This window comes from Streptomyces sp. NPDC059534 (genome assembly GCF_042743475.1).
GTDB lineage: Bacteria > Actinomycetota > Actinomycetes > Streptomycetales > Streptomycetaceae > Streptomyces.
Map to the genome: position 1 here is coordinate 144,014 of NZ_JBHWAQ010000001.1, position 23,522 is coordinate 167,535.

Here is a 23,522-nt window from a genome sequence, read left to right on the forward strand (position 1 = left end):
CCGGTGCTGCCGTCCGGGGCGGGCGCCTCGCGGCCGGGGGTGTCCCCCCAGCGGCTCAAACCCGCCGCCCCGGCCCCCCGCGCGGGGCCCCGACGGCGCTCGGAGCGGCGCGGGGGCGTCACGACCCGGACCGCCCGGGCCGGGCCGGCGGCTCCGGCCGGGAGGTGTCCGGGCCGGGCGTCGGGCGGTCCGTGCCGAGGTAGTGGCTCAGCGGGGGTTCCCGCGCCAGTACGGCGCCGATGGTGAACGAGAAGGTGAGGGCGGCGCAGACCACGATCAGCCAGGACAGCATGGTGAGGACCAGGCCCAGCGAGCCGTACTCGGCCAGGGCCCTGTTGAGGGCGCCCGGCATGTAGAGGCGTGCCGTGAGTCCGAGGACGCTCGTGGCGACGCCGGCCAGGAGCGCGCCGGGGAGGAGCGGGAGCCAGGCGACGCGCTTGACGAGCAGGAGGTGCTGGGTCCACAGCCACACTCCGGTGCTCACCAGGAAGAACACCGGCATGCCCAGCCAGAGGCCGACGCCGAAGCCTTCGCGGAGGGGCTCCTGGAGGAGCACCACCAGGAGCAGGGCCAGCAGCCACACGGTCCAGCGCCAGGCCGCGATCCGGGTCCCGGCCTTGGGCAGCCCCCAGGCCCGTTCGCACACCCGCGCCATGGCGCGGCTGAAACTCGTGGCCGACACCAGCGCCACGAGCGCGCCGACGACGCCGGTGGTCTCCCGCAGTCCGTCGGGGGCGGACCGGTTGAGGACCTGGCGGAGTTCGTGGTCCGACGCGCCGCTCAGTCCGAACATGGAGCGCAGGGAGTCGGCCAGCTGCTGCCGCACCCCGAGCGGGGCGAACGCCGCGACGGCGAACAGCAGGGGCACGGCGGCCAGGAACCCCTGAGCGGCCAGGCGGGTGGCCGAATCCAGCAGGTTCCCGCTCACCAGTCTCGCCGTCAGTTCCGAGAGCACCGGGAAACGGCGCTCCGCCCCCGTACGGATGTTCCGTACCCGGGTCGCCCACGACATCCCGCCTCCCGACCCTGCCCCGACCGGTCCTGCCCATTGGAAGCGACGCCGCCCTGCCCGGCGAGTGCTCTGGGCCGTTCGGGGGAACGGTGCGGACCGGGTGCCTCAGGGCCCCTCTCCGGGGGTCGGCCGCCCCTCTCCGGGGGTCTCCCCCTTCCCCTCCAGGAGGTCGAGCGCGGCGCGGGCGTCGGCGTCACCGGCGCGGGCGGGGCCGCCGAGCCAGTCGGCTACGGCCGCCAGGTCGGGCCCGTCCGGCCGGGGCGCGGCGGACGCCGGCGCTTCGGCCGGAGCTTCGACGGTCCGCAGCCAGCGTTCGGCCTCGGCCCCCTCTCCCCTGCGCATCAGCGCCGTCGCCAGGTTGAGCTTGGCGGCGGTATGGCCCTGCTCCGCGGCGCGGCGCCAGTACTCCTCGGCGCCCTCCCAGTCGTCGCGCTCCGCGAGGACGGCGCCGCAGCTGACGATCGCGTCGACGTTGCCCGCGTCGGCGGCCCTGCGCCACCACTGTTCGGCGCCGGCCATGTCCCCGCGCCGACGCAGCAGGTTCCCGAGGTTGTTCATGCCGCCGGTGTCGCCCGCGTCGATGGCTTTGCGGTAGTACGTCTCCGCTCCGTCGAGGTCGCCGCGCTCCCGGAGCAGGACGCCCAGGTTGACGTACGAGTCGACGTGTCCGGCGTCGGCGGCGAGCCGGTAGTACCGCTCCGCCTCGGCTGCCTCGCCCGCTTCGGCCAGCAGCGCTCCCATCGTGTGCCGGGCGGCCGGGTGTCCGGCGTCGGCGGCGCGCCGGATGTGGGGCAGGGCCGCCTCGGGGCCGTCCTCGCCCATGCGCATCAGGGAGATCCAGTACAGGACCTCGGGGTCGCCCGATTCCCGCGCGGCGGCGAAGTAGGTCCGGGCGGAGTTCCAGTCGCCCTCGTGGGCGCTGAGCACGGCCATGGCCAGGTGCACGTGGGGGTGGCTGTCGTCGGTGTTGCGGAGCAGTTGGCGGGTCGCCCACTCGACGGCCTTGTCCGGCGGGGCGGGCGCGTCCGGTGTGCGGGCGGGTGCGGGAGCGGGTGCCGGGGGTACCGGGTCGGGTGCGCGGTCCGCCGCCGCGCGCAGGGCGCGTGCTTCGTCCAGCGCCTGCCGGGCCATGGCGTTGCCGGTCTCGGCGACCGGCCTGAAGTACCGCTCGGCCTCGGCGTAATCTCCGCGGTCCAGGCGGATCGTGCCCAGCACCACGGAGGCCATCGGGTCGCCGGCCGCCCGCGCGCGCTGGAGCCATTCCTCGGCCTCGGCCATGGCCCCGCGGTTGCCGAGGCCGATGCCGTAGACCGTCATCGCCTTGACGTTGCCCGCTTCCGCGGCCTGCCGTGCGAGGTCCTCCGTGATCGGGAAGCCGTGATGGTACGCGGCGTCGACGCGTTCGTCCCTGGTCGGGCCCGCGCGTCCCCCCGCCGTCCGGCCGTCGCCGCCGTCGGCCCCGCCGCGTCTCCACCACCTGCTCACAGCTCTCCCCCTTCGGCGGGGTGGCGCCGCCGGCATCGTCGCGCTGTCCGGCGGTAGCACCCAACTCGCTTGCGTAATAGGCGTGTTCATGGCCCTACGTGAATGTACGCCGCCCACAGCGACGGTGTGGCCCGATAGCGGTCGCGCATCTCGCGGACCGCGTCGTGCAGGGCGTACGCGGCCCGGTCCGCCACCGGTCGGGGCGCGCCGAGGCCGGCGTACACGCGCTCGGCGACGCGCAGGGACACCATGTCGTCGATCTCCCACAAGGAGCCCAGCACATGGCGGAATCCGGCGAGGTGGAGACCGCCGGCGAGATGGAGTGCCTCGTCCATGGCGGTGAAACCGGTCCTGGCGGTGGTACAGGCGGACAGGTAGGCGAGTTCGGCCGCGGGGAGGTCGAGGCGGGAGATGCCGGCGACGGTGAGGGGGTGGTCGAGGTGGTCGTGGACGAGCAGGCGGCTGCCGGAGGCGGTGGTGGGTTCGGCGGCGCCGTGACCGCAGAAGTGCAGCCAGGTGTGGTCGCCGAGAGCGGCGACCACGGCGTCGCGGGTCGCGGCCGGTCCGGTCAGCAGGCGGGCCCCGCCGAGCATGCCGGCGACCGCGGCCGCCTCCTCGGCCGCCCCGGGGAGCGGCCGGGCCGCGGGTGCCTCGGGGACGCCGACCACCAGGAACGCGGGGGCGGGCGGGCGGTCCGGGGGGCGCCGGCTTCGCGCGAGGGCGCGCACGGTGGGGGCGTACGACGAGACGGCTCGGTCGAGTACGGTTCGCCCGGCCGCCTCTCGGTGGTGTCCGGCGGCGTGCAGGGGGAGGAAGGCCAGCGGTACGGTGGGAATCCACCAGATGCGGGGCGGTCGGCCTCCGGAGGGCCCGGTGAGGCCGAGGGCGTCGAGCACGGGGCCGGTCACCGCGTCCCAGAGCCAGGCGAGGTGGCCGTCGAGCTCCTCCTCGGCGGACATCTGGGCCAGGAGGTCGTCCGTGTCGGGCTCCCGGAGCCGGTCGAGGGCACCGAGGAAGGACACCGTGCGGTCGAGCACCTCGGGCAGGGTCAGGTCGGGCAGCGGTACGACCCCGAGCCCGTCGGCGGTGAGGGTGAGCGCGTCGCAGCGGAACCGGCTGACGTTGACGAGGACGACGGGCCCTTCCGTGCCCGGTGGCAGCGGCCGGGTGGATCGCCGGGGGCGCAGGAAGTCCTCGAATCCCTCCCGGGCGCGGATCCGGGCGAGGAGCCCGTCCCATTCGGCCGCCAGCTCGTGCCGTCGGTCCGGCGACGCGTCCTCCTCCCCGGTGTCGAGCCGGGCGCGAAGCCACACCAGCCGGTCGGCTGACTCCGGTGCCTGGCTGCGGAGTTCGGCCACCTCGTCGTGGTGCTTCATGCCCTGCGCGAGCAGGATCCCCCGTCCCAGCTCCAGCAGGGCGAGCGCGCCGGTCTCGTCCCCGACGGCCAGGGCGCAGGCCGCGGCCTCGCCGGCCAGGCCCCGGGTCTCGGCGAGCGCGTGCTCGGCGTCGACGGGTGCCAGATGGCGCGGGACGAGGGCGGGCAGTTGGGCGACGGCCTGCTCGTACGCGGTCATCGCCTCCTCCGGCCGGCCCGCCTCCATCTCCCCGCGCGCCCAGGCGTGGGCGGCCTGGAGGCGCAGGCGGGGTGTGGTGGCCGGGTGGAAGGCGGCGGTACGCAGGGCGGCCGCGGCGCCGGCCCGTTCGCGGCGGCTGAGCAGCAGACCGAGTTCGTGCTGGATCAGGGCGCTGTGCGGGTGCCGGGGCGGCAGCGCGGCGGCTGCCGTGCGCAGCAGCCTCTCGGCGCGGTCCGCGTCGGCGTCCCGGCCCGTCGCCTCGTGCCGTTCGGCGAGGGCGGTGGCCAGAGCGAGCAGGGCGGCGGGCCACGCCTCGTGGTGGCCGCCTTCCTCCACCGCGCCGCCACGGGCGGTGTCGGCGGCGACTTCCAGGGCCGCCACGCGGGCCTCGAAGTCCTCGGCGCGGCCGTCGCGTTCGTACCGGGCGTGCAGGGCGTTGGCCAGGCCCTGCTGGAGCAGGGCGTGGTCCCGGTGGTCCGCCGGGGTGCGGGCGACGGCTTCGCGGTGGACGGCGACGGCCTCTTCGAGGTCGGCCCGGTCCCCGGTGCGTTCGTGGCGTCGCCGCAGGGCGAGCCCCAGGTTGTGCAGCCTGCCCCCGCGGTCGCCCTCCTCGCCGGTCTCGACGGCCGCGCGGGCGACCCGTACCGCTTCCAGTACGTCCTCGAGACCTCCTCCGTGGTCGTGGCGTTCGCGCAGCGCGGCGCCGAGCGCCGAGAGGATGCGCGCCCGCTCGGGGTGGCCGCTGCCGGCCGTCGCCTCGGCCTCCCGGAGCGCGGAAATGGCGTCGCCCAGGTCCGCCGGTTCGCCGCCTTGCTCGTACTTTCGGCGCAGGGTCATTCCCCGCAGGGCGAGAACGGTGGCCCGCAGGGGACGGAGCCGTACGGGGATGGCGTCGACCGCGGCCTTCGTCGCCCGAAGCGCCTGCTGCAACAGCGCGGGGTCCGGGTCGCGTTGGGCCGCTGCCGCGCTCTCGCACGCCTCCAGATAGACGGCGGCCACCCGCCGGCCGGATTCACCTTCCGTGCCGGGTTCCGCGTCCGTGCCCGGTTCCGCGTCCGTGCCCGCTCTCGCGCCGGTGGGTCCCTCGCGTGTGACGAAGCGCTCCAGGGCCGCCGCGACGGCCGCGTCCTCGCGTCCCTGTTCCGCGCCCAGCGCCAGGCTCCGGCAGAGATACAGGTCGGCGATGGCCCGCACGACCTCGGGGTCGGCCGAGGGATCCGGCACGAGGGTCATCAACTCCCTTATCCACCCCAGGACATGAGGATGCAGCACCGCCGCCGGGTCCATGGATGACCGGTACATCAGCAGACGGGCGTCGAGCGCCCGCACCAAGTCGTCACGCCTCGCAGTCACACGCGTTACCGTACTCAGCGAGGTCGGCACCGATCGAGGGGCGGCGGGATGGCGGGGGACGGATCCATATGGCTTGCGCGGTTGTGCGAGCAGCTCACCGCGATCCGCCGCGTCGCGGAGCACCGGGGACAACAGGCCGCGCTGGACTCCGCGCTCACCGCCTTCGGGGCGGACGACGACGCCGGTCGACTCGCGGACACCGTCGACGAGTTGCTGCGGACATGGGGCATCGCCCGAGGACTCGGGGAGCAGCGCTCCCCCGGTGGCGGCGTGCTCCCCGACCTCGGCGGCGGGCACCCCGTGGAGGAGGCCCTGGTGTGTCCGGTGGGGCGGTGCGACCGGGTGGTTCTCGAAGGCGGCGGCACCTGCGACCTGTTCGACACCTCCCTGCGTCTGGTGAGGCTGTGAGCGATGACCGCGTTCCTGACGACGCTCGGCGGCAAACTCGCCGACACCTGGCTCTCGTTGCTCGTGCTGCCCGGTCTGCTCTACCTCGCGGTGGCGTCGGCCGGTTCGGTCCTCGGCCACCGGCACGCGACCGACCGCGGCCGGCTCGTCGAGCGCATCGACCGGCTCGCCGAGCTCCCGACGGCCCACTCCCCCGGCTCGGTGGTCCTGATCGCGACCCTCGTCCTGGTGGCCTCCGCCGGCGTCAGCCGACTCGCCGCCGCACTCGGCGGCGGCGTCGAGCGGCTCTGGCTCGGTGACTGGCCCGGACCGCTCCGCCCGGCGGGCCGCGCCCTGACCCGTCGCCGGGTACGCCGGTGGGGCGCCGCCGACGCCCGGTACCGGCAGGCCCTGACCGCCAGGGTGCTGCGCGTCACCGCTGCCGCGGCGGGGGATGCCAGGCCCGACGCGGCCGGGGAACTGCCGTCGCGCGCGCACTCCGCGGACGGCCACGGCGACGACGGGGACCCCGCCGACGTCACGGTCGCGCTGAACGCGCGCCGCAACCTCATCGCGCTCACCCGCCCGGCCCGCCCCACGTGGATGGGCGACCGGCTGCTCTCCGTCGACGCCCGCGTCCACCGGGCCTACCGGCTCGACCTCACCACGGCCTGGCCCAGGCTGTGGCTGCTCCTGCCCGACACCGCCCACGGCGAGATCCGGTCCGCCCGTGCCGCCCTGACCGCGGCGGCCCGCCGCGCGGGCTGGGGCGCGCTCTACGTCCTGCCCGCCCTGTGGTGGTGGCCGGCCGCCCTCGTCGTCGCCGTCGTCTGGTCCTCGGCCTGGCGCCAAGGCCGCCTCGCCGTGCACGAGTTCGCCGAACTCGTCGAGTCGGCCGTCGACCTCCACGGCCGCGACCTCGCCACCGCCCTCGGCATCCCCTGCGAGGACCGGCTCACCGAGGCCGAGGGCCTGGAGATCACCCGCGCCCTCCGCAAGGGGGTCTGATCAGGTCCTCCGGTTCCCCGGGGTTCCCCGGCCCGGAAAGGATCAGGGCGTCCCGGCGGTAAAGGATCACGACGCCCCGGCGGTACGGGACAGCCCGGGCCCCGAGGACGGGACCCGGGCTGCGGCTCAACGGCCGGCCGGTCGTGCCGGGGTCAGCGGTTGGGCTCCTGCATGGTGACGCAGTGGGCGCCACCGCCGCCGTTGCCGTACAGGTTGTCGAGGTTGAGCTGGACGACGGGCCGGCCGTAGGCGGCGGAGATCGCCGCCTTGGCCGCCGCGTCCTTGGCGGTGTCGCCGAACTGGGTGGTGATGATGGCCTGGTTGGTCACCGTCCAGTTCATGTACGAGCTGAGGAAGTCCGCGCGCTTGCCCGCCGAGATGCGGGGCAGGGTGTCGGGCCCCTCGATGGTGAGGACCTGGAGCCTGCGTCCCTTCGCGTCGGTCGCGTTGGCCAGGACGTTGTACATGGCCTGGGCGTTGGCGGTCCACACGTCGGGCCGTACGGCGCCGGCCAGCTGCACCATCACCACACCGGGCTTGATGTAGCGGGCGGTTCCGTCGATGTGGCCGTCGGTGACGTCCTCGCCCTTGACGCCGGGCAGCCAGATCATCTTCGTGGCGCCGAAGCGGGCCAGCAGCTCCGCCTCGACCTGGCTCCGCGACTTGCCGGGGTTGCGGTTGCTGTTGAGCCAGCAGCTCTCGGTCGCCATCACGGTGCCGTCGCCGTCGTACTCGATGCCACCGCCCTCGCCGACCACGGACGCACTGGCGAACGGGACGCCCGCGTAGGAGGCGACACGGCCCGCGACCAGACGGTCCTTGGCGTAGGCGGAGGCCGGGAGACCGTAGAAGGTCGTGGCGTTCTCGCCCCAGGCGTTGAAGTTCAGGCCGAAGGAGTCGAGGCCGCCGGCCCCGTCGACGCGGAACAGCGGGCCGGTGTCCCGCATCCAGCAGTCCGACACCGGGATGGAGCTGATCACCGTGACGGTGGACCCGCACGCCGTCCGGGCCTGCGAGGCGGCCGAGGAGCCGTCCGCACACATGATCACGGGTTCGTACTTGGCGACTTCCTTGGCCAGCTTGGCGATGTCGGCCTGGATCTTGGACAGCAGGTTGCCCCAGATCGTGTAGCTGGACGGCCAGGCCATCCAGGTCCGCTTGTGCGGAGCGTCCTCGCCCGGGACGCGCCAGGAGGCGGCCATGGCCGGCTGGATGCCGCCGATGACGGGTCCCACCGCCAGGGCGGCGGCGGCCGCTCCGGTCCGGGCCAGGAGGGTTCTGCGGCTGATGCCGGGGCGTTCGCCGTCGTGCTCTGTGTTCACGTGGTGCTCCTTCTCTCAAAGGTTCTGTACGTGCAGGCGCGGGTTGCTCAGTGCAGGCGGTCCAGCAGCCCCTCCTCCCGGACCATCCGGCGTTCGGTGGTCAGATCGAGGCTTCGGGCGAAGGCCCAGTAGAGGGCGCCCGCCACCGGCAGGCCGACGAAGATCGAGCAGTCGACGCCGCCGAGGATCTTGGCTACGGGTCCGACGAAGAGGCCGGTGATGACCATGAACGGGGCCATGCAGGCCAGGCCGATCACGTAGGCGAGGTTTCCGCGCCAGCCCCATCGGCCGTAGATGCCGTTCGGGTTGAAGATCTCCTTGACGACGTACTGGCCGCGTCGCACGAAGAAGAAGTCGACCAGGTTGATGGCCGTCCAGGGGATGAACAGGTACGTCAGGACGACGACCACGTTCGCGAAGAACCAGTTGAACTGGTCGATGCCGACCAGGGTGGAGACCGTTCCGACGGCCACCAGCATGATGCCGATGGTCACGACGCGGATCGAACGCGTCGGCTTGACCGGGCGGAACGAGTCGACGATCGAGATCATCGTGAGGCTGCCGCCGTACTGGTTGATCGCCATGATGGAGAGCAGTCCCACGAGGAGGACGATCACCGCGATCGTGCCGAAGCCGTCGAACAGCCGGTCGGCGGCCAGCTTCAGGGCGGTCACCGGGTCGGTGCCCTCGGGGGCGCCCGCGGAGACCACGGCTCCGAGGACGAACACCCAGATGCCGGAGATCGCGCTCGGCAGGTAGGTCCACCAGAAGGTGCTGCGGACGGGGACGTCGGGTCTCAGGTAGCGCGAGTAGTCCGAGACGTACGGCGCCCAGCCGAGCTGGAAGCCGGCGACGAAGACGAACACCAGCATGAAGGGGGCGAGTTCGAACGGGCCCGGCGTCCAGACGCCGTCCGGGAGGCCGCCGCCGAAGAGGGCGGCCGCGGTGATCGCCGCGGTGACGACGACGAACGGCCAGGTGAGCCACTTGTTGATCCGGTGGATCCACTCGTAGCCGAACAGGGCGATGACCGTGGCCACCGCGGCGGCCAGCAGATAGCCGATGCCGTTGGGTATGCCGGTGAGCAGGTTCATGGCCTGGCCGGACAGCAGGGCGTCGGAGGTGTTGAAGGCCACGTAGTTCACCAGGGCGAAGACCCACACGGTGAGCGCGGCGCCGAGGTAGCCGAACTGGGGCCGGGACTGGACCAGTTGGGGCAGACCCAGCTGGGGGCCCTGGGCCGAGTGGAACGCCATGAAGAACGTTCCGAAGAGCGAGCCGAGGACGGTGGCGATCACCGTCCAGACGAGCGAGGCCCCCATGGAGAGCGTCACGACGCCGGTCGCCAGACCCGTGAGGTTGAGGCTGCCGACGAACCAGATGGCCCCGACGCTCGAGGGTTTGCCGTGCCGTTCCGAAAGGGGCACCCAGTCGATCGAGTGCTGTTCGATGCCCGCGTGCGATGCGGAATCATGCGTCTGCGAGACAACTGGCCCCATGTGGGCTCCTGTTCAGGGATGCGTCCAGGAAATCGGTACAGCGCCCGCGGTGACCGCAGGCGCTGTACGGTGCGCTCACATTAGGGACTGACTCAAATTTCAGTCAATGGCCGAGACAGAACTCGCTGACGGAAATTTCAGTCACTGTTCGTCAGGCGACGGGCTGCTGCTGGGTGACGCAGTGGATGCCCCCGCCGCCGGTGCCGAGGCGGTCGATGTTGATCTGCTCGATGTACCGGTCGGGGTACAGACGGGACAGGGTCGCCCGTGCCGCCTCGTCGGCCCTCTTGTCACCGAACTGGGCCGAGATGACCGCGTCGTTGCAGAGGTAGAAGTTGGCGTAGGAGGCGAGGAAGTCCCGGTTGGTGGAACGGATCTTGTTGTAGTCCGGGCCCTGGAGGCGCATCACGTCCATCGCGCGGCCGGCCGAGGTCGTCGAGACCGACAGGGTGTCGTACTGCCGGCGGGCGTCACGGGCGTAGGCGTCGTTGTCGGCGGCGACGGGCATCTGGACGAGCGCCTCGCCGGGCGAAAGGAAGCGGGAGGTCGCGTCGACGTGGTCGTCGGTGATGTCCTGGCCGTAGACGCCGTCGAACCAGATGACCTTGGACGCGCCGTACGCGTCGCACATCGCCCGCTCCAGCTGGCGTTCCGACATCCCGGGGTTCCGGTTGCGGTTCACGAGGCTGCTGCGGGTGGCCATCAGCGTGCCGGCGCCGTCCTGTTCGATGGCGCCGCCCTCACCGACCAGGTCGGCGTAGGTGAACGGCACCCCCACGTGCGCGGCGATCCGCTCGGCCACCAGGGCGTCCCGGGAGTGGGCCTGCTTGTTGCCCCAGCCGTTGAAGTTGAGGCCCACGGTGTCGAGGCCGCCGTAGCCGTCCGTACGGAAGACCGGCCCCGTGTCGCGCATCCAGCAGTCGTCGACCGGGATCGAGCCGATGACGGTGACCGTGGGGCCGCACATCGTGCGGGCCTTCGCGGCGCTCCCGGAGTTGGCGCACACGACGACCGGCTCGTACTTCGCGATCGTACGGGCGATCAGGGCGATGTCGGCCTGGACGCCGCTCAGCTTGCCGCCCCAGATCGAGGTGCTGTCCGGGAACGCCATCCACGTACGGGTGTGGCGGACGTCCTCGACCGGGACCCGGAAGAAGCCGGCGGACGGCGCGGCACCGGCACGGCTCTGGACGGCGGTCGCGATGGCGGCGCCCGCGGCCGTGAGGCCGGCCGCCGCCAGGAAGCGGCGCCTGTTGAGCCCGGGGCCCGCGTGGCGGGCGACAGCGTGGTGGTTCATGGTTGACCTCCTGTGTCAACGTGCGTGCGCGGTGGGGGTGTCGGCGACGGGAGTGGGGTGGGGTGGGGTGGGCGCACAGGATGCCGCCCAGTCCCCCGCCGCCGAGTTCGGTGCGGTGGCGGTGTGCCGCGAACGCGGTGCGTTGGGGCGCGGTGCGTCGCGGTCACGGTGCGCCGCGGGCACGGTGCGTTGGGGCGCGGTGCCTCGCGGGGCGGTTCGTCGCGGGCACGGTGCGTTGGGGCGCGGTGCGTCGCGGGAGGGTACGTCCTGGTCAGAGCGCCCGGCGGGCCGCGGCGATGGCCTCGGGGTCCCAGCCGGGCCGGGGGACGGATTCCAGCAGGAGCCGGGTGTACGGGTGGCGGGGCGCGGCGAGCACCTCGGCCGTGGGGCCGGCCTCGACGACGCGGCCGTGCCGCATGACGATGACGTCGTCGGTGACGCACCGGACCACGCCGAGGTCGTGGGTGATGAACAGGTAGCCGATCCGGGTCTCCTCGCGGATGTCCGCGAGGAGGTTGAGGATCTGCGCCTGGACGGAGACGTCGAGCGCGGCGACCGCCTCGTCCAGGACGAGGACGGCCGGTTCCACGGCGAGCGCGCGGGCGATGGCGACGCGCTGGCGCTGGCCGCCGGAGAGCTGCCGGGGCCGCGCGTCGGCGGCCCGGGTGCCCAGGCCGACCTGGTCGAGGAGCTCGCGGACGCGCCGGTCGTGGTCGGTGCCGGGGAAGTGCAGGCGCAGGGTCTCGCGCAGCACCTGCTCGACGCTGGTCCTCGGGTCGAGGGAGAGGTACGGGTCCTGGAAGACCATCTGGACCTCGCGCGCCCTGGCCAGCCGCCGGGCGCGGCCGCGGCTGCGCGGGTCGCGGGCCAGGCCGCGTACCAGGACGTCCCCGGAGTCGGCCTGCTCCAGACCGACGACGATCCGGGCGGTGGTGGTCTTGCCGGAGCCGGATTCTCCGACGATGCCCAGCGAGCCGCCCTCGGGGAGGGCGAAGGAGACGTCGTCGACGGCGCGGACGCTGCCGAAGGCGCGGTGGAGGCCGACGGCCTCCAGGACGTTCTCAGGCATCGACGGGGCTCCCTTCGAGGCGGTCGCTGTGGTGACAGGCGGCCTGGTGGTGCGGACGGCCGGGGGCGGACCGCGGTTCGGGGGCCTGCTGGTCGCAGATCTCGGTGGCCAGGTGACATCGGGTGGCGAACGGGCAGCCGATGAGTTCCTGCCGGAGGTCGGGCGGCTGGCCGTCGATGGCGGCGAGCCTGCCCTGCGGGGCTTCCAGGCGGGGTGTGGAGGCGAGCAGCGCCGAGGTGTACGGGTGCCGGGGCCGCGCGAAGAGGGCCTCGGCGGGTCCGCTCTCCGCGATCCGGCCGGCGTACATGACGTACACCCGGTCGCTGATCGCGGCGGCGAGGTCGAGGTCGTGGGTGACGAAGAGCAGGCCGGTGCCGAAGCGGGCGCGGAGTTCGGCCAGGAGGGCGATGACCTCGGCCTGGGTGGTGACGTCGAGCGCGGTCGTGGGCTCGTCGGCGAGGACGAGCGCGGGGTCGCCCATGAGGGCGGCCGCGATCATGACGCGTTGCAGCATGCCGCCGGAGACCTGGCCGGGGTACTTGCGCAGGGCGGACTCGTCGAGTCCGACCGCCCGGAGCAGTTCGCCGGCGCGGGCGGTGGCGTCCGCCCGGCTCATGGTCCCGGTCAGGGTGACGCTCTCGGTGAGGAAGTCACCGATGCGGCGCAGCGGGTTCAGGGCGGCGCGGGGGTCCTGGAAGATCATGGACACCGTGCCGGTGCGCAGGGCGCGCAGTTGGTCGGCGGTCATGGTGAGCACGTCCTCGCCGCGGACGCGGACGGCGCCTTCGACGACGGCCCCGGGCGGCAGCAGGTTCAGGGCGCTGCGCGAGGTGAGCGTCTTGCCGGAGCCCGACTCGCCGACGAGGGCGACGGTCTCGCCGGCGCCGACGTGGAGGTCGACGCCGTCGAGGACGGGCCGGGCCGTGCCGGGCAGGGTGATGCGCAGCCCTTGGACGTCGAGGGTGTGCGGGGTCTTCGTCGGGTTCATCGGTCTCTCCTGGCGACGCGGTCGGCCCAGCGCTCTCCGACCACGTTGAAGGCGACGACGGTGAGCACGATGAACACGCAGGGCAGGACCGCCGACAGCGGGTAGCCGTGCTGGATGGCGGTCTGGCCGTCGAAGACCATGCGGCCCCAGTCGGGGGTGAGCGCGGGTACCCCGAGTCCCAGGAAGGACAGGCCGGCGAGGTCCATCAGTGCGTAGCCGAAGTTGATGGTGGACTGGGCGAGGACGACGGGGGCGATGTTGGGCAGGACGTGGCGCAGGCAGATCTGGAGGGCCGAGTGGCCCTGGACCTGGTAGGCGCTGACGTAGGGGCGTTTGCGTTCGGCCAGCACGAGGGAGCGGGTGAGGCGGCTGACGTACGGCAGGTACGCGATGGAGAGGGCGATGACGGGGGCGAGCAGTCCCTCGCCGTAGATCGAGATGATCAGGATGGCGAGGAGCATGCCGGGGAAGGCGAAGACCAGCTCGGTGCTGCGCGAGAGGACGGAGTCGAGCCAGCCGCCCCGCCAGCCCGCGGCCATGCCGATCGCGACGCCGGCGACGGTGGAGAAGACCACGACGCCGAGGGGTCCCAGGAGCGAGGTGCGGGCGCCGAGGAGCAGCCGGGAGAGGGTGTCGCGGCCGGCGGCGTCGACGCCGAGGAGGTGCTCGGGGGAGGGAGCGGCCAGCGCGTTGCCGAGGTCGACCGCGTTGGGGTCGTACGGCACCAGCCACGGCGCGAGGAGCGCGGCGACGGTGACGAGGGCGACGAAGCCGAGGCAGACCAGGTACAGCGGGGACCGGGCGGTACGGATCTTCGCGAGGCCGGGCCTGCGAGTCAGGACGGCGGTCATACGGAGGAACTCCTCGATCCGAGGGTGATCCGCGGGTCGACCAGGGGCAGCACCAGGTCGACGATCAGGTTCACGGTCATGAAGAGGGCGACGATGATCAGGGAGATCGCCTGGACGGTCGGGAAGTCCTTGGTCGTGGTGGACAGCTCCAGGAGCTGGCCGACGCCGCCGATGCTGAACGCGGTCTCCACGAGGATCGTGCAGACCAGGAGGGTGGAGACGATCAGTCCGCCGGTGGTGAGGACGGTGCCCAGCGAGTTGCGGAACACATGGCGGCTGATGACCTGGCGCTCGGGGACGCCGCGGCTGCGGGCGACCGTGACGTGTTCGCTGTCGAGGGCTTCGGCCATGGCGGACCGGGTGACCCGGGCGAGCATGCCGATCAGGTAGAGGGCGAGGGCGATCGCCGGCAGGGTGAGGTGCCAGACCTGGTCGAGGAAGCCGTCGCCGGAGCCGCCGCTGGGGAACCAGCCGAGCTTGACGGCGAAGAGCCCCTGGAGCAGGACGGCCGCGACGAAGGACGGGGTGCCGACGGCGAAGGTGGTCCCGACCAGGATCGCGGAGTCGGTGCCGCCGCCGCGGACGGCGGCGACCCAGCCCAGGATCAGGCCGATCACGACGACCACGACCAGCGCCATGACGACGAGCAGCAGGGTGGTGGGAAGGCGGTCGGCCAGGAGCCGGGAGACGTCGGTGCGGTAGGTGATGGACCGCCCGAAGTCTCCGTGCAGGATGTCGCCGAGCCAGCTGAGGTACCGGACGAAGAAGGGGTCGTCCAGGTGGTACTGGGCGTTGATCGCGGCGAGGGCCTCCGGCGAGGCGGAGCGTCCGGAGAGCAGGAAGCTGGCCGGGTTGCCCGGCGCCAGGTACATGGCGCCGAAGACCACGAACGACGCACCGAGCAGGGTGGCGGCCATCTCCGCCACCCGGCGTGCGGCGAATCTCAGGAAGTTCACTGCGTGGCTCCCGCCTCGGCGGCACCGACCTCGGCGGCCCACGGGTAGTACATGTACGCGATGGAGGTGGGGGCGCCGGTGATCCGCTTGTTGAGGAAGACGGCGGTGGGCCACTCGGCGACCGGGATCCACAGCAGCTGCTCGGCGGCCTGCTTCTGCAGCCCGGCCTCGATCTTCAGGCGCTGGTCGCGCGGGTAGACCGCGGTGGCCTGGTCGACGAGGTCGTCGTAGTGCTTGTCGCTGTAGCCGGCGAAGTTCAGGTAGGCGCCGGTCTTGAAGTTCGTCAGCAGGTCCAGCGGGTCGGTGATCGAGTCGTAGTAGGTGAGCGGGAACATGTCGATGCCCTCGCGCGCCGCGGGATCGGTGAAGAGTGCCGTGAAGGCGTTGGGCGCGATGGTCTTGAGGTTGATCTTCAGCCCGATCTGGCTCCCGGCGGCCTGTACGGCGGTCGCGAGGAGGGAGACGTCCTGGCCTATGGAGCTGGTGGCGACGGTCAGCGTCTTGCCGGTGGCGCCGGCCTCCTTGATCAGGGCCTTGGCCTTCGCGAGGTCCTGGGTGGTGGGCGCCAGCGTGTCGAAGGCGGCCTTCAGGGTCGGCTCGGAGGCTCCGGCCCAGGCGGCCCGGGTGGTGAGCGAGGAGGTGACGGTGCCGGCGCCGCCGAGTCCGGCCTTGACGAACCCGGACCGGTCGAGGGCGAGGGAGAGCGCCTTGCGCACCCGGAGGTCGCCGAGCGGGCCCTTCATGTTGGTGATGTTGACGTTGACCGTGCTGAGGCCCTCGCCGAAGTACAGGGTGCCGAGGCCGCTGCCGCGCAGGCGGCCGTAGCTCTCGGTGGGGATGAGGTAACCGCCGTCGACGTCCCCGCTGAGCATGGCGTTGGTGCGGGCCGAGGGGTCGGTCAGGACCTGGAAGACGGCCTTCTTGGCCTTGGCCTTGGTGCCCCAGTAGCCGTCGAAGCGGTCCAGCTCGATCGACTGGCCCTTGCTCCACGTGCCGAGCTTGAACGGGCCGGTGCAGGCGAGGTCGCCGGTGGTGCCGTAGTCCTTGCCCGCCGCCTCGACGCCGGCCTTGGAGGCGACCACGCCCGCGGCCGTCGCCATGTACTGGGGGAACTGGGAGTCGGGCTTCTTGAGCTTGACGGTGACCTGGAGGGGGCCGGTCTTGGTGAGGGAGGCGACGTTCTGGAAGTTCTGCGCCCAGGCGGCGGCGTTGTCCGGGTCGCGCTGGCGGCCGAGGCTGTAGACCACGTCGTCGGCGGACATGATCCTACCGTCGTGGAAGCGCACGCCGGCCCGCAGGTCGTAGACCCAGGTGGTGGGGTCCGGGTTGGACGCCTTCTGCGCCAGTCCGGGCTCCAGGGTGAGGCCCGGGCTCCAGCGCATCAGGCTCTCGCACACGTTGGACAGGATCGTGTTCTGCGGGTAGTCGAACGCCAGCGTGTAATCGAGCGTCGGCGGCTCGGCGTAGACGGCCCAGGTGAAGGAGTCGATCTCGCCGCGGGCCGGCGGCGTCGAGGCGGAGAGCTTGGCCTCGCCGCCGGTGACACCCGAGTCCTTCGGCGGACCGGAGCAGGCCGCGAGGGCCACGAGGGAGGTCAGGGCGGCCGTCGTCACGGCGATCCGTCCGCGCCGGCCGCGAGGGCGTCTGCTGCCGGGAGGCAGGGGTGTGGTCATCGTCGCGCTCTCTTTCCGTGAGGGGTGCGGGGGGCCGGAGGGCCGCTGGAGCGGCCCTCCGGGAGCGGTCCGTTCTCGGCTCAGGCGGTGGCGGGGACCGCGGGGACCTGCTGCGTGATGCAGTGGACCCCGCCGCCGCCGTAGGCGATCCCGGGCGCCCGCACCCCGACGACCTTCCGGCCGGGGTACGCGGCAGCGATGACCGCGAGCGCTTCGTCGTCCTGGGGCACTCCGGCCACCGGGACGACGACGCCGCCGTTGGCCACGTAGTAGTTCAGGTAGGACACCTCGACCTGGCCGCCGGCGATGTCGGCGTAGGCGGTCTGGGGGACGTCGATGATCTCGAAGGGACGGCCCTGGGCGTCGGTGGTGTTCTCGAGGATCGCGCGGTTGGCGTGCATACGAGCGTAATCGGGGTGTGCGGGGTCGTCGGGCAGGGAGACGACGACCTTACCGGGGGCGGCGAACGCGCAGACGCCGTCGACGTGCCCGTCGGTCTCCGTATCCAGCAGACCGCCGTAGGGAAGCCACACAACCTTGTCCACGCCGAGCTGGGATTTCAGTTCCGTCTCGATCTCGTCCCGGTTCATCCCGGGGTTGCGGTTGGGGTGGAGCAGGCACTGCTCGGTGGTGATCAAGGTGCCCTCGCCGTCGACCGTGATGGCCCCGCCCTCCAGGATCATGCCGGAGGTGATGCGCTCGACGCCGAGGTGCTCCAGGATGAGGCCGCTGACGCGGTCGTCGGAGTCGTACGGGCTGTGCTTGCGGCCCCAGGCGTTGAAGCGGAAGTCCACTCCGGCGCGGTTGCCGGCGCCGTCGAGGACGAAGATCGGGGCCGAGTCGCGGAACCACGAGTCGTCCTGCGCCAGCTCCACCACGGTGATCCCGTCACCGCACCTCGTGCGGGCCTCCTCGCCGTGGCCGGGGGGCGCGACCATGGTCACGGGCTCGAAGGCGTTGATCGCGCGGGCGACGTTCGCGTACTCCTCCTTGACGTCGTCCAGCACGCTGTCCCACAGGTCCTCCCGGACGGGCCAGGCCATCAGGCACCCCTCGTGCGCGGACCACTCGGCAGGCATACGGAATGCAGTCATCACGGGTCTCTCTATCGTTTCGCCAGAAGTACCCGTCGGCGGTGGGCCGGCTCTGCCTCGCGGGAGCGGGACGGGTACGCGGTGTGAACAGCATCCTCCTCCCGACTGAAAATTCAGTCAAGAGAAGCGACGCAGCTTTGGGGATTTGGCCAATCGAGCCGGGTCAGAGGAAGTACAGCCTGCTCAGCGACACCTGCTGCGCCGGCTCCGAGCGCATGGGAGCGCCGTCGAGGGTCACCAGGCCGCTGCGCGGGTCGACGTCCACCTGCCCGATCCGGGCGTTGTGCAGCATGTCGGCGGGACCGATGCCGCGGGTGCCCCGTACGGCGACCCGCCTGCGCCGGGTGGCCAGGGTGTCGTGCGGCGACCCGAAGGACCCCGATTCGGCCGCGGCGCGGCTGACGAAGGCGACGGAGAGGTCGGCCGGCGCGGCACCGTGGGCGCCGAACAGCGGCCCGAGGACCAGGGGCTCGCAGGTGTCGGTGGCGGCGTTCGGATCGCCCGTGACGCCGTAGGCGGGAAAACCCGCCTTGAGGACCATCTGCGGCTTGGCCCCGAAGAACGGGGGGCGCCAGAGCACGAGGTCGGCGAGCTTGCCGACCTCGATCGAGCCGACCTCGTGGGCGAGGCCGTGGGCGATCGCCGGGTTGATGGTGAGCTTGGCGATGTAGCGCAGGACGCGCGCGTTGTCGTCGTGCGCGCCGTCGCCTTCCAGCGGGCCCAGCTCGGCCTTCATCTTCCCGGCCATCGCGAAGGTCCGGCGTACGGTCTCGCCGGCCCTTCCCATGCCCTGCGCGTCGGAGGAGGTGATCCCGATCGCGCCGAGGTCGTGCAGGACGTCCTCCGCGCCCATCGTCCCGGCCCTGATCCGGTCGCGCGCCATGGCGGCGTCGCCCGGCAGGTCGGTCTTGAGCGCGTGGACGGAGACGATCATCCCGTAGTGCTCGGCGATGGCGTCCCGCCCGAACGGCAGGGTCGGGTTGGTGGAGGAGCCGATGACGTTCGGCACGCCCGCCATCTTGAGGACGTTGGGGACGTGCCCGCCGCCGCAGCCCTCGATGTGGAAGGCGTGGATCGTCCGGCCCTCCAGGACCCGCAGGGTGTCCTCCACCGACAGGCACTCGTTGAGGCCGTCGCTGTGCAGGGCGACCTGGACGTCGTGCTCCTCGGCGACCCTCAGGGCGGTGTCGAGGGCCCGGGTGTGGGCGCCCATGTCCTCGTGGACCTTGAAGCCGCAGGCGCCGCCCTCGGCCAGGGCCTCGACCAGGGGCGCTTCGTCGGAGGCGGAGCCCCGGGCGAGGAAGCCGATGTTCACGGGCCAGGCGTCGAAAGCGTTGAATCCGAGCTTCAGCGCCCACGGCGAGTTCACGCCGACGCCCCAGCTGGGCCCGATCTCCTGGCCGATGATCGTGGTGACGCCGGAGGCCAGGGACGCCTCCATGATCCGCGGGGAGAGCAGGTGGACATGCGTGTCGATCGCGCCGGCGGTGGCGATGAGCCCCTCGCCGGGGATCATCGTGGTGCCGGTGCCGACGACGACGTCGACCCCGTCGACGGTGTCGGGGTTGCCGGCCCGCCCGATGGCGTGGATGCGGCCCTCGCGGATGCCGATGGACACCTTGCGGACGCCCTGCACGGCGTCGATCACCAGCGCGTTGGTGATGACGACGTCGCAGGTCTCGCGGACGGCCGCGGCCTTCAGGTGCATGCCGTCCCGGGCGGTCTTGCCGAACCCGGCCAGGAACTCCTCGCCGTATGCCTGCGAGTCCGACTCCACCCGGACGACGAGCCCGGAGTCGCCGAGCCGGACGCGGTCGCCGGCGCGCGGGCCGTGCACGGCGGCGTACTCGTGCGGGTCGATGTGCCGGCTGCTGCCGGGCTCGCAGTGGTCACTGTGTCTCGTGGGCCTGCTCATCGCTCTGCCCCTTCCGCTCCCAGGTAGCCGCAGGCGGCGGCGCGCCGCAGGGCTTCGGTCTTCGCGCCGGGCGCGTCCAGCGGCCCGTCGACCAGGCCCGCGAAGCCGATCGCGATCCGGTCCCCGCCCATCGCCACGAGTCCGACCTCGACCACGGCCCCGGGGTCGAAGCGGGTGGAGGACCCCGCGGGGGCCGCGAGCCGCATGCCGTACGCGGCGGCCCGGTCGAACTCCAGGCGGGGGTTGGCCTCGAAGAAGTGGAAGTGCGAGGTCACGCTGACGGGCACCGCCGCGGTGTTGCGGACGTCCAGGACGACCTCCGGCTTGGCCTCCGGCAGCGTCCCCGTGTGGGGGATGACGGCGCCGGGGGCGCCGTCGTCGTGCTCCACCTCGCCGAACGGGGCGCTGATGACGGCGAGCCGGGTGCCGTCCTCGAAGACCGCCTCCACCTGGATCTCGGTCACGACGTCGGTGACGCCGGGGAGCACGTCGTCGGGTCCGAGGACGCTGCGGCCCCGGTCGAGGGCCTCGGCGAGCCGGAGGCCGTCACGCGCGGCCTCGCAGACCGTGTCGGCGATCAGGGCGGTCGCCTCCGGAACGTTGAGCCGCAGTCCGCGCTCCAGGCGCGTCCGGGCGAGCTGGGCGGCCGTGAAGAGCAGCAGCCGGTCTCGCTCGGTGGGAGTCAGAGGCATTTCGCCTCCTGACCCAGGGGCCTGTGCACACGCATGTCCCGTTCCTTTCCTGAAGGGCGGAGGTGGGATATGCGCCACTGTGACACTGACTGAAATATCAGTCAAGATCTCTGGCAGCCCTAAGTCGCTGCTCACAGGGACGGGAGCGGCGGCGGGGAGTGCACGGAGGAAGGGGAGGAAACGCGCCGGAGGCCGCGGCGGCCTCCGGCGGGCCGTCAGCCGCCCAGCCGGTGGACCTCGGCGTCGATGGCCTCGCTCATCAGGGTCCTGGCGTGGGCGATCTGGAGGGTGCCGCTGAGCCAGCGCATGCTGAGCCCCTCCAGGAGGGCGGTCAGGCGCTCGGCGGCGGCCGTGAGGGCGACGGCCGGGGCCATCGGCCGGACCTGGCCGAGGAGGGCCGCCACCTCCTGCACCCAGACGAGGGTCGAGCGCGCCAGGTCCTCGCGGAGGACCTCGTCGAAGACGGCGCTGGCCCGCAACTCGCCCCAGGCGCTGCTGTTCTCCCTGACCTCGGTCGAGTCCTGGAGTTCGAGCAGCAGGGTCTGGTCCAGCTCCTCGCGCGGGGTCAGCGGTTCGGCGCCCGGGTCGCGGTCCGTCGTGTAGCGCTCGGCGCGGTCGCTGATGAACTCCAGCGTCTTGCGCAGGATCCCGGTCCGGTCCTTGAAGTGGTAGTAGATCAGCGCGGTGGAGACGCCCGCCTCGGCGGCCAGCTCCTCCACGCGCAGGCCGCGGACTCCGCGCCGGGCGATCACCCGGGCGGCGGCTTCGAGGATCTGAGTGCTGCGAGACGCCATGGCCCGAACCTTACCGGGCGCCACCCACCGGCGGAGTCACGACCCTGAAGTGTGGCCGGAGGGCCACACCCCGGCCCGGGGACACACAACTTTCGTTGCCCCGCTCCGGCCGATCGGTACTACCGCACGCCCGGTTCGCCGTCCGACGCTGGTTGGCATGCATGACCTCCAGAAGAACCAAGAAAGCGCGGACGGCGGGGGCCGGGCGGCCGGCGCCCGCCACGGTGCGCGCAAGAAGGTGCCCGTGTTCGTGAAGGTGCTGGCGGCCGTGGCCGCCCTGACCTTCCTGCTCCTGGGCGTCCTCGGTTCCCCCGACCGGCCCCTCGGCCGGACGCCCGAGGTCGTCGGCGAGCGGGAGATGGTGCGCATCAGCGGACCCACGGGACGGACCTCCGAGGTGCTCGCCCTGATCGACACCGGGGCGTCGGCGTCGTCGGTGGACACCGCTCTGGCGAAGGAACTGGGCTTCGACCTCGACGCGGCCCCCAGGATCACCGTGAGTTCGGCGCTGGGCCGCGAGAAGCGTCCGGTGATCGACTCCACGGTGCGGCTGGCCGGCCGGTCGTTCGTCGCCAAACTCAGCGTCAACAACCGCTCCAAGCGCGAGACCCCCGTCCTGCTCGGCCGGCAGGAGGTCCAGGGACTCCAGGTGGCGGTGGGCAAACGGCTCCTCACACAGCCCGACTCCACCGCGGCGCCGTCGGCCCTGCGCATCCTCTTCTCCAAGGCACCGGCGATCGACCCGGTGTCGATGATGGCGCTGCTGCCCCTCGCCGGCCTGCTGATCGTGATGCTCCGGGTGGTCGTCGGGCTGAACACGCTGGGCACGTTCAGCCCGGTGCTGCTCGCCCTGGCGTACGCGCAGACCGGCCTGCCCCTGGGCGTACCCCTGACGCTGGCGATGTTCGCGCTCGGGTTCGTCATGCAGCCGCTGCTGCGCCGCCTGCACCTGCCACGGGTCGCCCGGCTCGGCGTGCTGATCGCGGTGGTCACCACGGGCCTGATCGCCTCTCAGCTCACCCTGGGCGGCTTCGGGCTCTCCGACTCGTGGGGCATGTCGCTGCCGGTCGTCGTCACGGCCATCGTCACCGAACGCCTGTGGGAGGCATGGGACCTCGACGGCGTGAAGGCCGCCGCCGTGGGGGCCGCCCTCACCATGGGCACCGCCGTCCTGGTGGCGCTGCTCCTGCTGACGCCGTACGTCCGCGAGGTCGCGGAGGCGGTGCCCCTCCAGCTCGCGCTCGTGTGCGCGGTGTGGACGGCGATCGCCGGAACGTACCGCGGGCTGCGGCTGAGCGAACTCTTCCGGTTCGCGCCGGCGGCCAAGGCGCAGGAGGGCTCGGCGTGATACGGCTCCGCGGCTGGGACCCGGTCATGGGCATGAACCTGCGCAACGCCCGGATCGCCCGGCACAACTCGTCGGCCGCCATCCGGCTCGTCAACGACAAGTACGCCACCAAGGAGGCGCTGACCTCGGTCGGCGCCCCCACCTCCCCCACCCTGGCCCTGCTGCGCTCGCGCCGGGAGATCGCCGCCCTGGACTGGGACGGCCTGCCCGACTGCTGGGCGCTCAAGCCGAACCAGAGTCTGGGCGGCAACGGCATCCTGCTGGCCTTCGGCCGACGCCGCCGGTACTGGACGTCCTCCTCCGGGAAGCGGATCTCCCGGGACCTCGTCGCCGACCAGCTGCGGCGCATCCTGGACGGGGACTTCTCCCCGCGCCCCGCCGACTGGGCCATGTTCGAACCCCTGATCCGGGCCCACCCCGACCTGGCCCGGCTGTCGCACCAGGGGTTGCCGGACATCCGGGTGATCTGCGACCGGAGCAAGCCCCAGCTGGCGATGCTCCGGCTGCCCACCCGGTTCAGCGGCGGGCGGGCCAATCTGCACCAGAAGGCCATCGGCGCCGCCGTCGACCTGCCGACCGGCCGGATCACCCACGCCCTCGTCGGCAAGGAGCCGACCGAGACCCACCCGGACACCGGGGCCCGCCTCATCGGCGCGACCGTCCCGCACTGGCCGGAGGTGCTCGACGCCGCGAGCCGGTGCGCGGCGGCGACCGGTCTGCACTACCTGGGCGCGGACATCGTCGTCGACGCCGACCGGGGCCCGCTGATCCTGGAGGTCAACGCGCGGCCCGGCCTCCAGATCCAGAACGTCACCGGTCACGGCCTGATGGCCGCCCCCACCCAGCCCTGGAGGTCCTGATGCGCTGGACGGCACTCGTGACCAAGACCCTCGTCGCCGGAGCGGCCGGCGCCTTCCTCGCGGTCAGCGCCGCGAGCGTGCAGACGCCGCCCGCCTCCGACGCGGACCCGGGAAGGGAGGTACCGGCGGAGCACCGGACCGACACGCCGGACAGAGGGCCGGGAACTGACGCGTGGTCCTCCGCGCCGGCGCCGGAGACCACGCCGCCGGCGGAGCCGCCGACCTCGCCGACGGCCCCGCCCGCGGTCGGTCCCCCGGCGGTGGGTTCGCCCTCGCCGTCCGCCCGGCCGTCCGGGACATGAACACGACGGGGCCGGGCCGTCGACATCGACGGCCCGGCCCCGT

20 protein-coding genes are annotated in these 23,522 nt (G+C 72.7%); 5 read left to right on the plus strand and 15 right to left on the minus strand.

Going from position 1 to position 23,522, the window contains the following annotated elements; genetic code table 11:
* Window positions 1–118 precede the first annotated feature (118 nt).
* The 3 genes from ACFVZH_RS00580 to ACFVZH_RS00590 form a co-directional block, all read right to left on the minus strand.
* Window positions 119–1,012: a YhjD/YihY/BrkB family envelope integrity protein gene (locus tag ACFVZH_RS00580; protein WP_384890882.1), complete on the minus strand. Its 894-nt coding sequence runs from the start codon at window positions 1,010–1,012 to the stop codon at window positions 119–121.
* A gap of 105 nt (window positions 1,013–1,117) precedes the next feature.
* Window positions 1,118–2,497, minus strand: coding sequence for a tetratricopeptide repeat protein (locus tag ACFVZH_RS00585; RefSeq protein WP_384890884.1), 1,380 nt, complete (start codon window positions 2,495–2,497; stop codon window positions 1,118–1,120).
* A gap of 86 nt (window positions 2,498–2,583) precedes the next feature.
* Window positions 2,584–5,424: a CHAT domain-containing protein gene (locus tag ACFVZH_RS00590; RefSeq protein ID WP_384890887.1), complete on the minus strand. Its 2,841-nt coding sequence runs from the start codon at window positions 5,422–5,424 to the stop codon at window positions 2,584–2,586.
* Window positions 5,425–5,472: 48 nt separating this feature from the next.
* On the opposite strand from ACFVZH_RS00590, the gene ACFVZH_RS00595 reads away from it, so the two are divergent.
* Window positions 5,473–5,832: a hypothetical protein gene (locus tag ACFVZH_RS00595; protein ID WP_384890890.1), complete on the plus strand. Its 360-nt coding sequence runs from the start codon at window positions 5,473–5,475 to the stop codon at window positions 5,830–5,832.
* Between the two features lie 3 nt (window positions 5,833–5,835).
* A complete protein-coding gene (locus ACFVZH_RS00600; protein WP_384890893.1) occupies window positions 5,836–6,819 on the plus strand; it encodes a hypothetical protein in 984 nt (327 codons plus the stop codon).
* Window positions 6,820–6,971: 152 nt separating this feature from the next.
* Here ACFVZH_RS00600 and ACFVZH_RS00605 read toward each other — a convergent pair whose 3' ends face one another.
* The 12 genes from ACFVZH_RS00605 to ACFVZH_RS00660 all read right to left on the minus strand — a co-directional run bounded on the left by ACFVZH_RS00605 (window position 6,972) and on the right by ACFVZH_RS00660 (window position 20,969).
* Window positions 6,972–8,141, minus strand: coding sequence for an agmatine/peptidylarginine deiminase (locus tag ACFVZH_RS00605; protein ID WP_384890895.1), 1,170 nt, complete (start codon window positions 8,139–8,141; stop codon window positions 6,972–6,974).
* Window positions 8,142–8,188: 47 nt separating this feature from the next.
* On the minus strand, window positions 8,189–9,640 hold the full coding sequence (locus ACFVZH_RS00610; RefSeq protein WP_384890898.1) for a purine-cytosine permease family protein: 1,452 nt from the start codon (window positions 9,638–9,640) through the stop codon (window positions 8,189–8,191).
* A 151-nt stretch (window positions 9,641–9,791) separates the two neighbouring features.
* Window positions 9,792–10,937, minus strand: a complete 1,146-nt coding sequence (locus ACFVZH_RS00615) for an agmatine/peptidylarginine deiminase (RefSeq protein WP_384890901.1) — start codon at window positions 10,935–10,937, stop codon at window positions 9,792–9,794.
* A 271-nt stretch (window positions 10,938–11,208) separates the two neighbouring features.
* The gene (locus ACFVZH_RS00620) at window positions 11,209–12,006 is read right to left on the minus strand and encodes an ABC transporter ATP-binding protein (RefSeq protein WP_384890903.1); all 798 of its coding nucleotides are present in this window, start codon (window positions 12,004–12,006) and stop codon (window positions 11,209–11,211) included.
* Window positions 11,999–12,994 (minus strand): ABC transporter ATP-binding protein, encoded by a 996-nt coding sequence (locus tag ACFVZH_RS00625; protein WP_384890906.1) that lies wholly within the window; start codon window positions 12,992–12,994, stop codon window positions 11,999–12,001. Before ACFVZH_RS00625 ends, ACFVZH_RS00620 begins: the two co-directional genes overlap by 8 nt.
* Entirely contained in the window at window positions 12,991–13,845 is an 855-nt protein-coding gene (locus ACFVZH_RS00630) for an ABC transporter permease (protein ID WP_384890909.1), read from the minus strand. The genes ACFVZH_RS00625 and ACFVZH_RS00630 overlap by 4 nt, the downstream gene beginning before the upstream one ends.
* Window positions 13,842–14,801 carry an ABC transporter permease gene (locus tag ACFVZH_RS00635; protein WP_384890913.1) on the minus strand — a complete coding sequence of 320 codons (960 nt, stop codon included), beginning with the start codon at window positions 14,799–14,801 and terminating at the stop codon, window positions 13,842–13,844. The genes ACFVZH_RS00630 and ACFVZH_RS00635 overlap by 4 nt, the downstream gene beginning before the upstream one ends.
* Window positions 14,798–16,474 carry an ABC transporter substrate-binding protein gene (locus tag ACFVZH_RS00640; protein ID WP_384890916.1) on the minus strand — a complete coding sequence of 559 codons (1,677 nt, stop codon included), beginning with the start codon at window positions 16,472–16,474 and terminating at the stop codon, window positions 14,798–14,800. The genes ACFVZH_RS00635 and ACFVZH_RS00640 overlap by 4 nt, the downstream gene beginning before the upstream one ends.
* An 80-nt stretch (window positions 16,475–16,554) precedes the next feature.
* Window positions 16,555–17,568 carry an agmatine/peptidylarginine deiminase gene (locus tag ACFVZH_RS00645; protein WP_384890918.1) on the minus strand — a complete coding sequence of 338 codons (1,014 nt, stop codon included), beginning with the start codon at window positions 17,566–17,568 and terminating at the stop codon, window positions 16,555–16,557.
* 163 nt (window positions 17,569–17,731) lie between these two features.
* On the minus strand, window positions 17,732–19,483 hold the full coding sequence (locus ACFVZH_RS00650) for an urease subunit alpha (RefSeq protein WP_384890921.1): 1,752 nt from the start codon (window positions 19,481–19,483) through the stop codon (window positions 17,732–17,734).
* Complete coding sequence (ureA, locus tag ACFVZH_RS00655; RefSeq protein ID WP_384890924.1) at window positions 19,480–20,175, minus strand: urease subunit gamma; 696 nt, start codon at window positions 20,173–20,175, stop codon at window positions 19,480–19,482. Before ureA ends, ACFVZH_RS00650 begins: the two co-directional genes overlap by 4 nt.
* A 215-nt stretch (window positions 20,176–20,390) precedes the next feature.
* Entirely contained in the window at window positions 20,391–20,969 is a 579-nt protein-coding gene (locus ACFVZH_RS00660) for a TetR/AcrR family transcriptional regulator (RefSeq protein WP_384890927.1), read from the minus strand.
* A 157-nt stretch (window positions 20,970–21,126) separates the two neighbouring features.
* Here ACFVZH_RS00660 and ACFVZH_RS00665 point away from each other — a divergent pair, with 157 nt between their 5' ends.
* Genes ACFVZH_RS00665 through ACFVZH_RS00675 form a run of 3 tightly spaced genes read left to right on the plus strand, consistent with a single transcriptional unit; the run spans window position 21,127 to window position 23,479 of the window.
* Complete coding sequence (locus ACFVZH_RS00665; RefSeq protein ID WP_384890929.1) at window positions 21,127–22,317, plus strand: 7TM domain-containing protein; 1,191 nt, start codon at window positions 21,127–21,129, stop codon at window positions 22,315–22,317.
* Window positions 22,314–23,177 (plus strand): sugar-transfer associated ATP-grasp domain-containing protein, encoded by an 864-nt coding sequence (locus ACFVZH_RS00670; protein ID WP_384890932.1) that lies wholly within the window; start codon window positions 22,314–22,316, stop codon window positions 23,175–23,177. Before ACFVZH_RS00665 ends, ACFVZH_RS00670 begins: the two co-directional genes overlap by 4 nt.
* Window positions 23,177–23,479, plus strand: coding sequence for a hypothetical protein (locus ACFVZH_RS00675; RefSeq protein ID WP_384890935.1), 303 nt, complete (start codon window positions 23,177–23,179; stop codon window positions 23,477–23,479). Before ACFVZH_RS00670 ends, ACFVZH_RS00675 begins: the two co-directional genes overlap by 1 nt.
* Window positions 23,480–23,522 lie beyond the last annotated feature (43 nt).

Excerpts from the sequence above, each read along its gene's own strand:
- ACFVZH_RS00580 (WP_384890882.1), bottom strand. The coding sequence starts at position 1,012 with ATGTCGTGGGCGACCCGGGTACGGAACATCCGTACGGGGGCGGAGCGC.
- ACFVZH_RS00595 (WP_384890890.1), top strand. The coding sequence starts at position 5,473 with ATGGCGGGGGACGGATCCATATGGCTTGCGCGGTTGTGCGAGCAGCTC.
- ACFVZH_RS00600 (WP_384890893.1), top strand. The coding sequence starts at position 5,836 with ATGACCGCGTTCCTGACGACGCTCGGCGGCAAACTCGCCGACACCTGG.
- ACFVZH_RS00610 (WP_384890898.1), bottom strand. The coding sequence starts at position 9,640 with ATGGGGCCAGTTGTCTCGCAGACGCATGATTCCGCATCGCACGCGGGC.
- ACFVZH_RS00615 (WP_384890901.1), bottom strand. The coding sequence starts at position 10,937 with ATGAACCACCACGCTGTCGCCCGCCACGCGGGCCCCGGGCTCAACAGG.
- ACFVZH_RS00620 (WP_384890903.1), bottom strand. The coding sequence starts at position 12,006 with ATGCCTGAGAACGTCCTGGAGGCCGTCGGCCTCCACCGCGCCTTCGGC.
- ACFVZH_RS00625 (WP_384890906.1), bottom strand. The coding sequence starts at position 12,994 with ATGAACCCGACGAAGACCCCGCACACCCTCGACGTCCAAGGGCTGCGC.
- ACFVZH_RS00630 (WP_384890909.1), bottom strand. The coding sequence starts at position 13,845 with ATGACCGCCGTCCTGACTCGCAGGCCCGGCCTCGCGAAGATCCGTACC.
- ACFVZH_RS00640 (WP_384890916.1), bottom strand. The coding sequence starts at position 16,474 with ATGACCACACCCCTGCCTCCCGGCAGCAGACGCCCTCGCGGCCGGCGC.
- ACFVZH_RS00645 (WP_384890918.1), bottom strand. The coding sequence starts at position 17,568 with ATGACTGCATTCCGTATGCCTGCCGAGTGGTCCGCGCACGAGGGGTGC.
- ACFVZH_RS00650 (WP_384890921.1), bottom strand. The coding sequence starts at position 19,483 with ATGAGCAGGCCCACGAGACACAGTGACCACTGCGAGCCCGGCAGCAGC.
- ureA (WP_384890924.1), bottom strand. The coding sequence starts at position 20,175 with ATGCCTCTGACTCCCACCGAGCGAGACCGGCTGCTGCTCTTCACGGCC.
- ACFVZH_RS00660 (WP_384890927.1), bottom strand. The coding sequence starts at position 20,969 with ATGGCGTCTCGCAGCACTCAGATCCTCGAAGCCGCCGCCCGGGTGATC.
- ACFVZH_RS00665 (WP_384890929.1), top strand. The coding sequence starts at position 21,127 with ATGCATGACCTCCAGAAGAACCAAGAAAGCGCGGACGGCGGGGGCCGG.
- ACFVZH_RS00675 (WP_384890935.1), top strand. The coding sequence starts at position 23,177 with ATGCGCTGGACGGCACTCGTGACCAAGACCCTCGTCGCCGGAGCGGCC.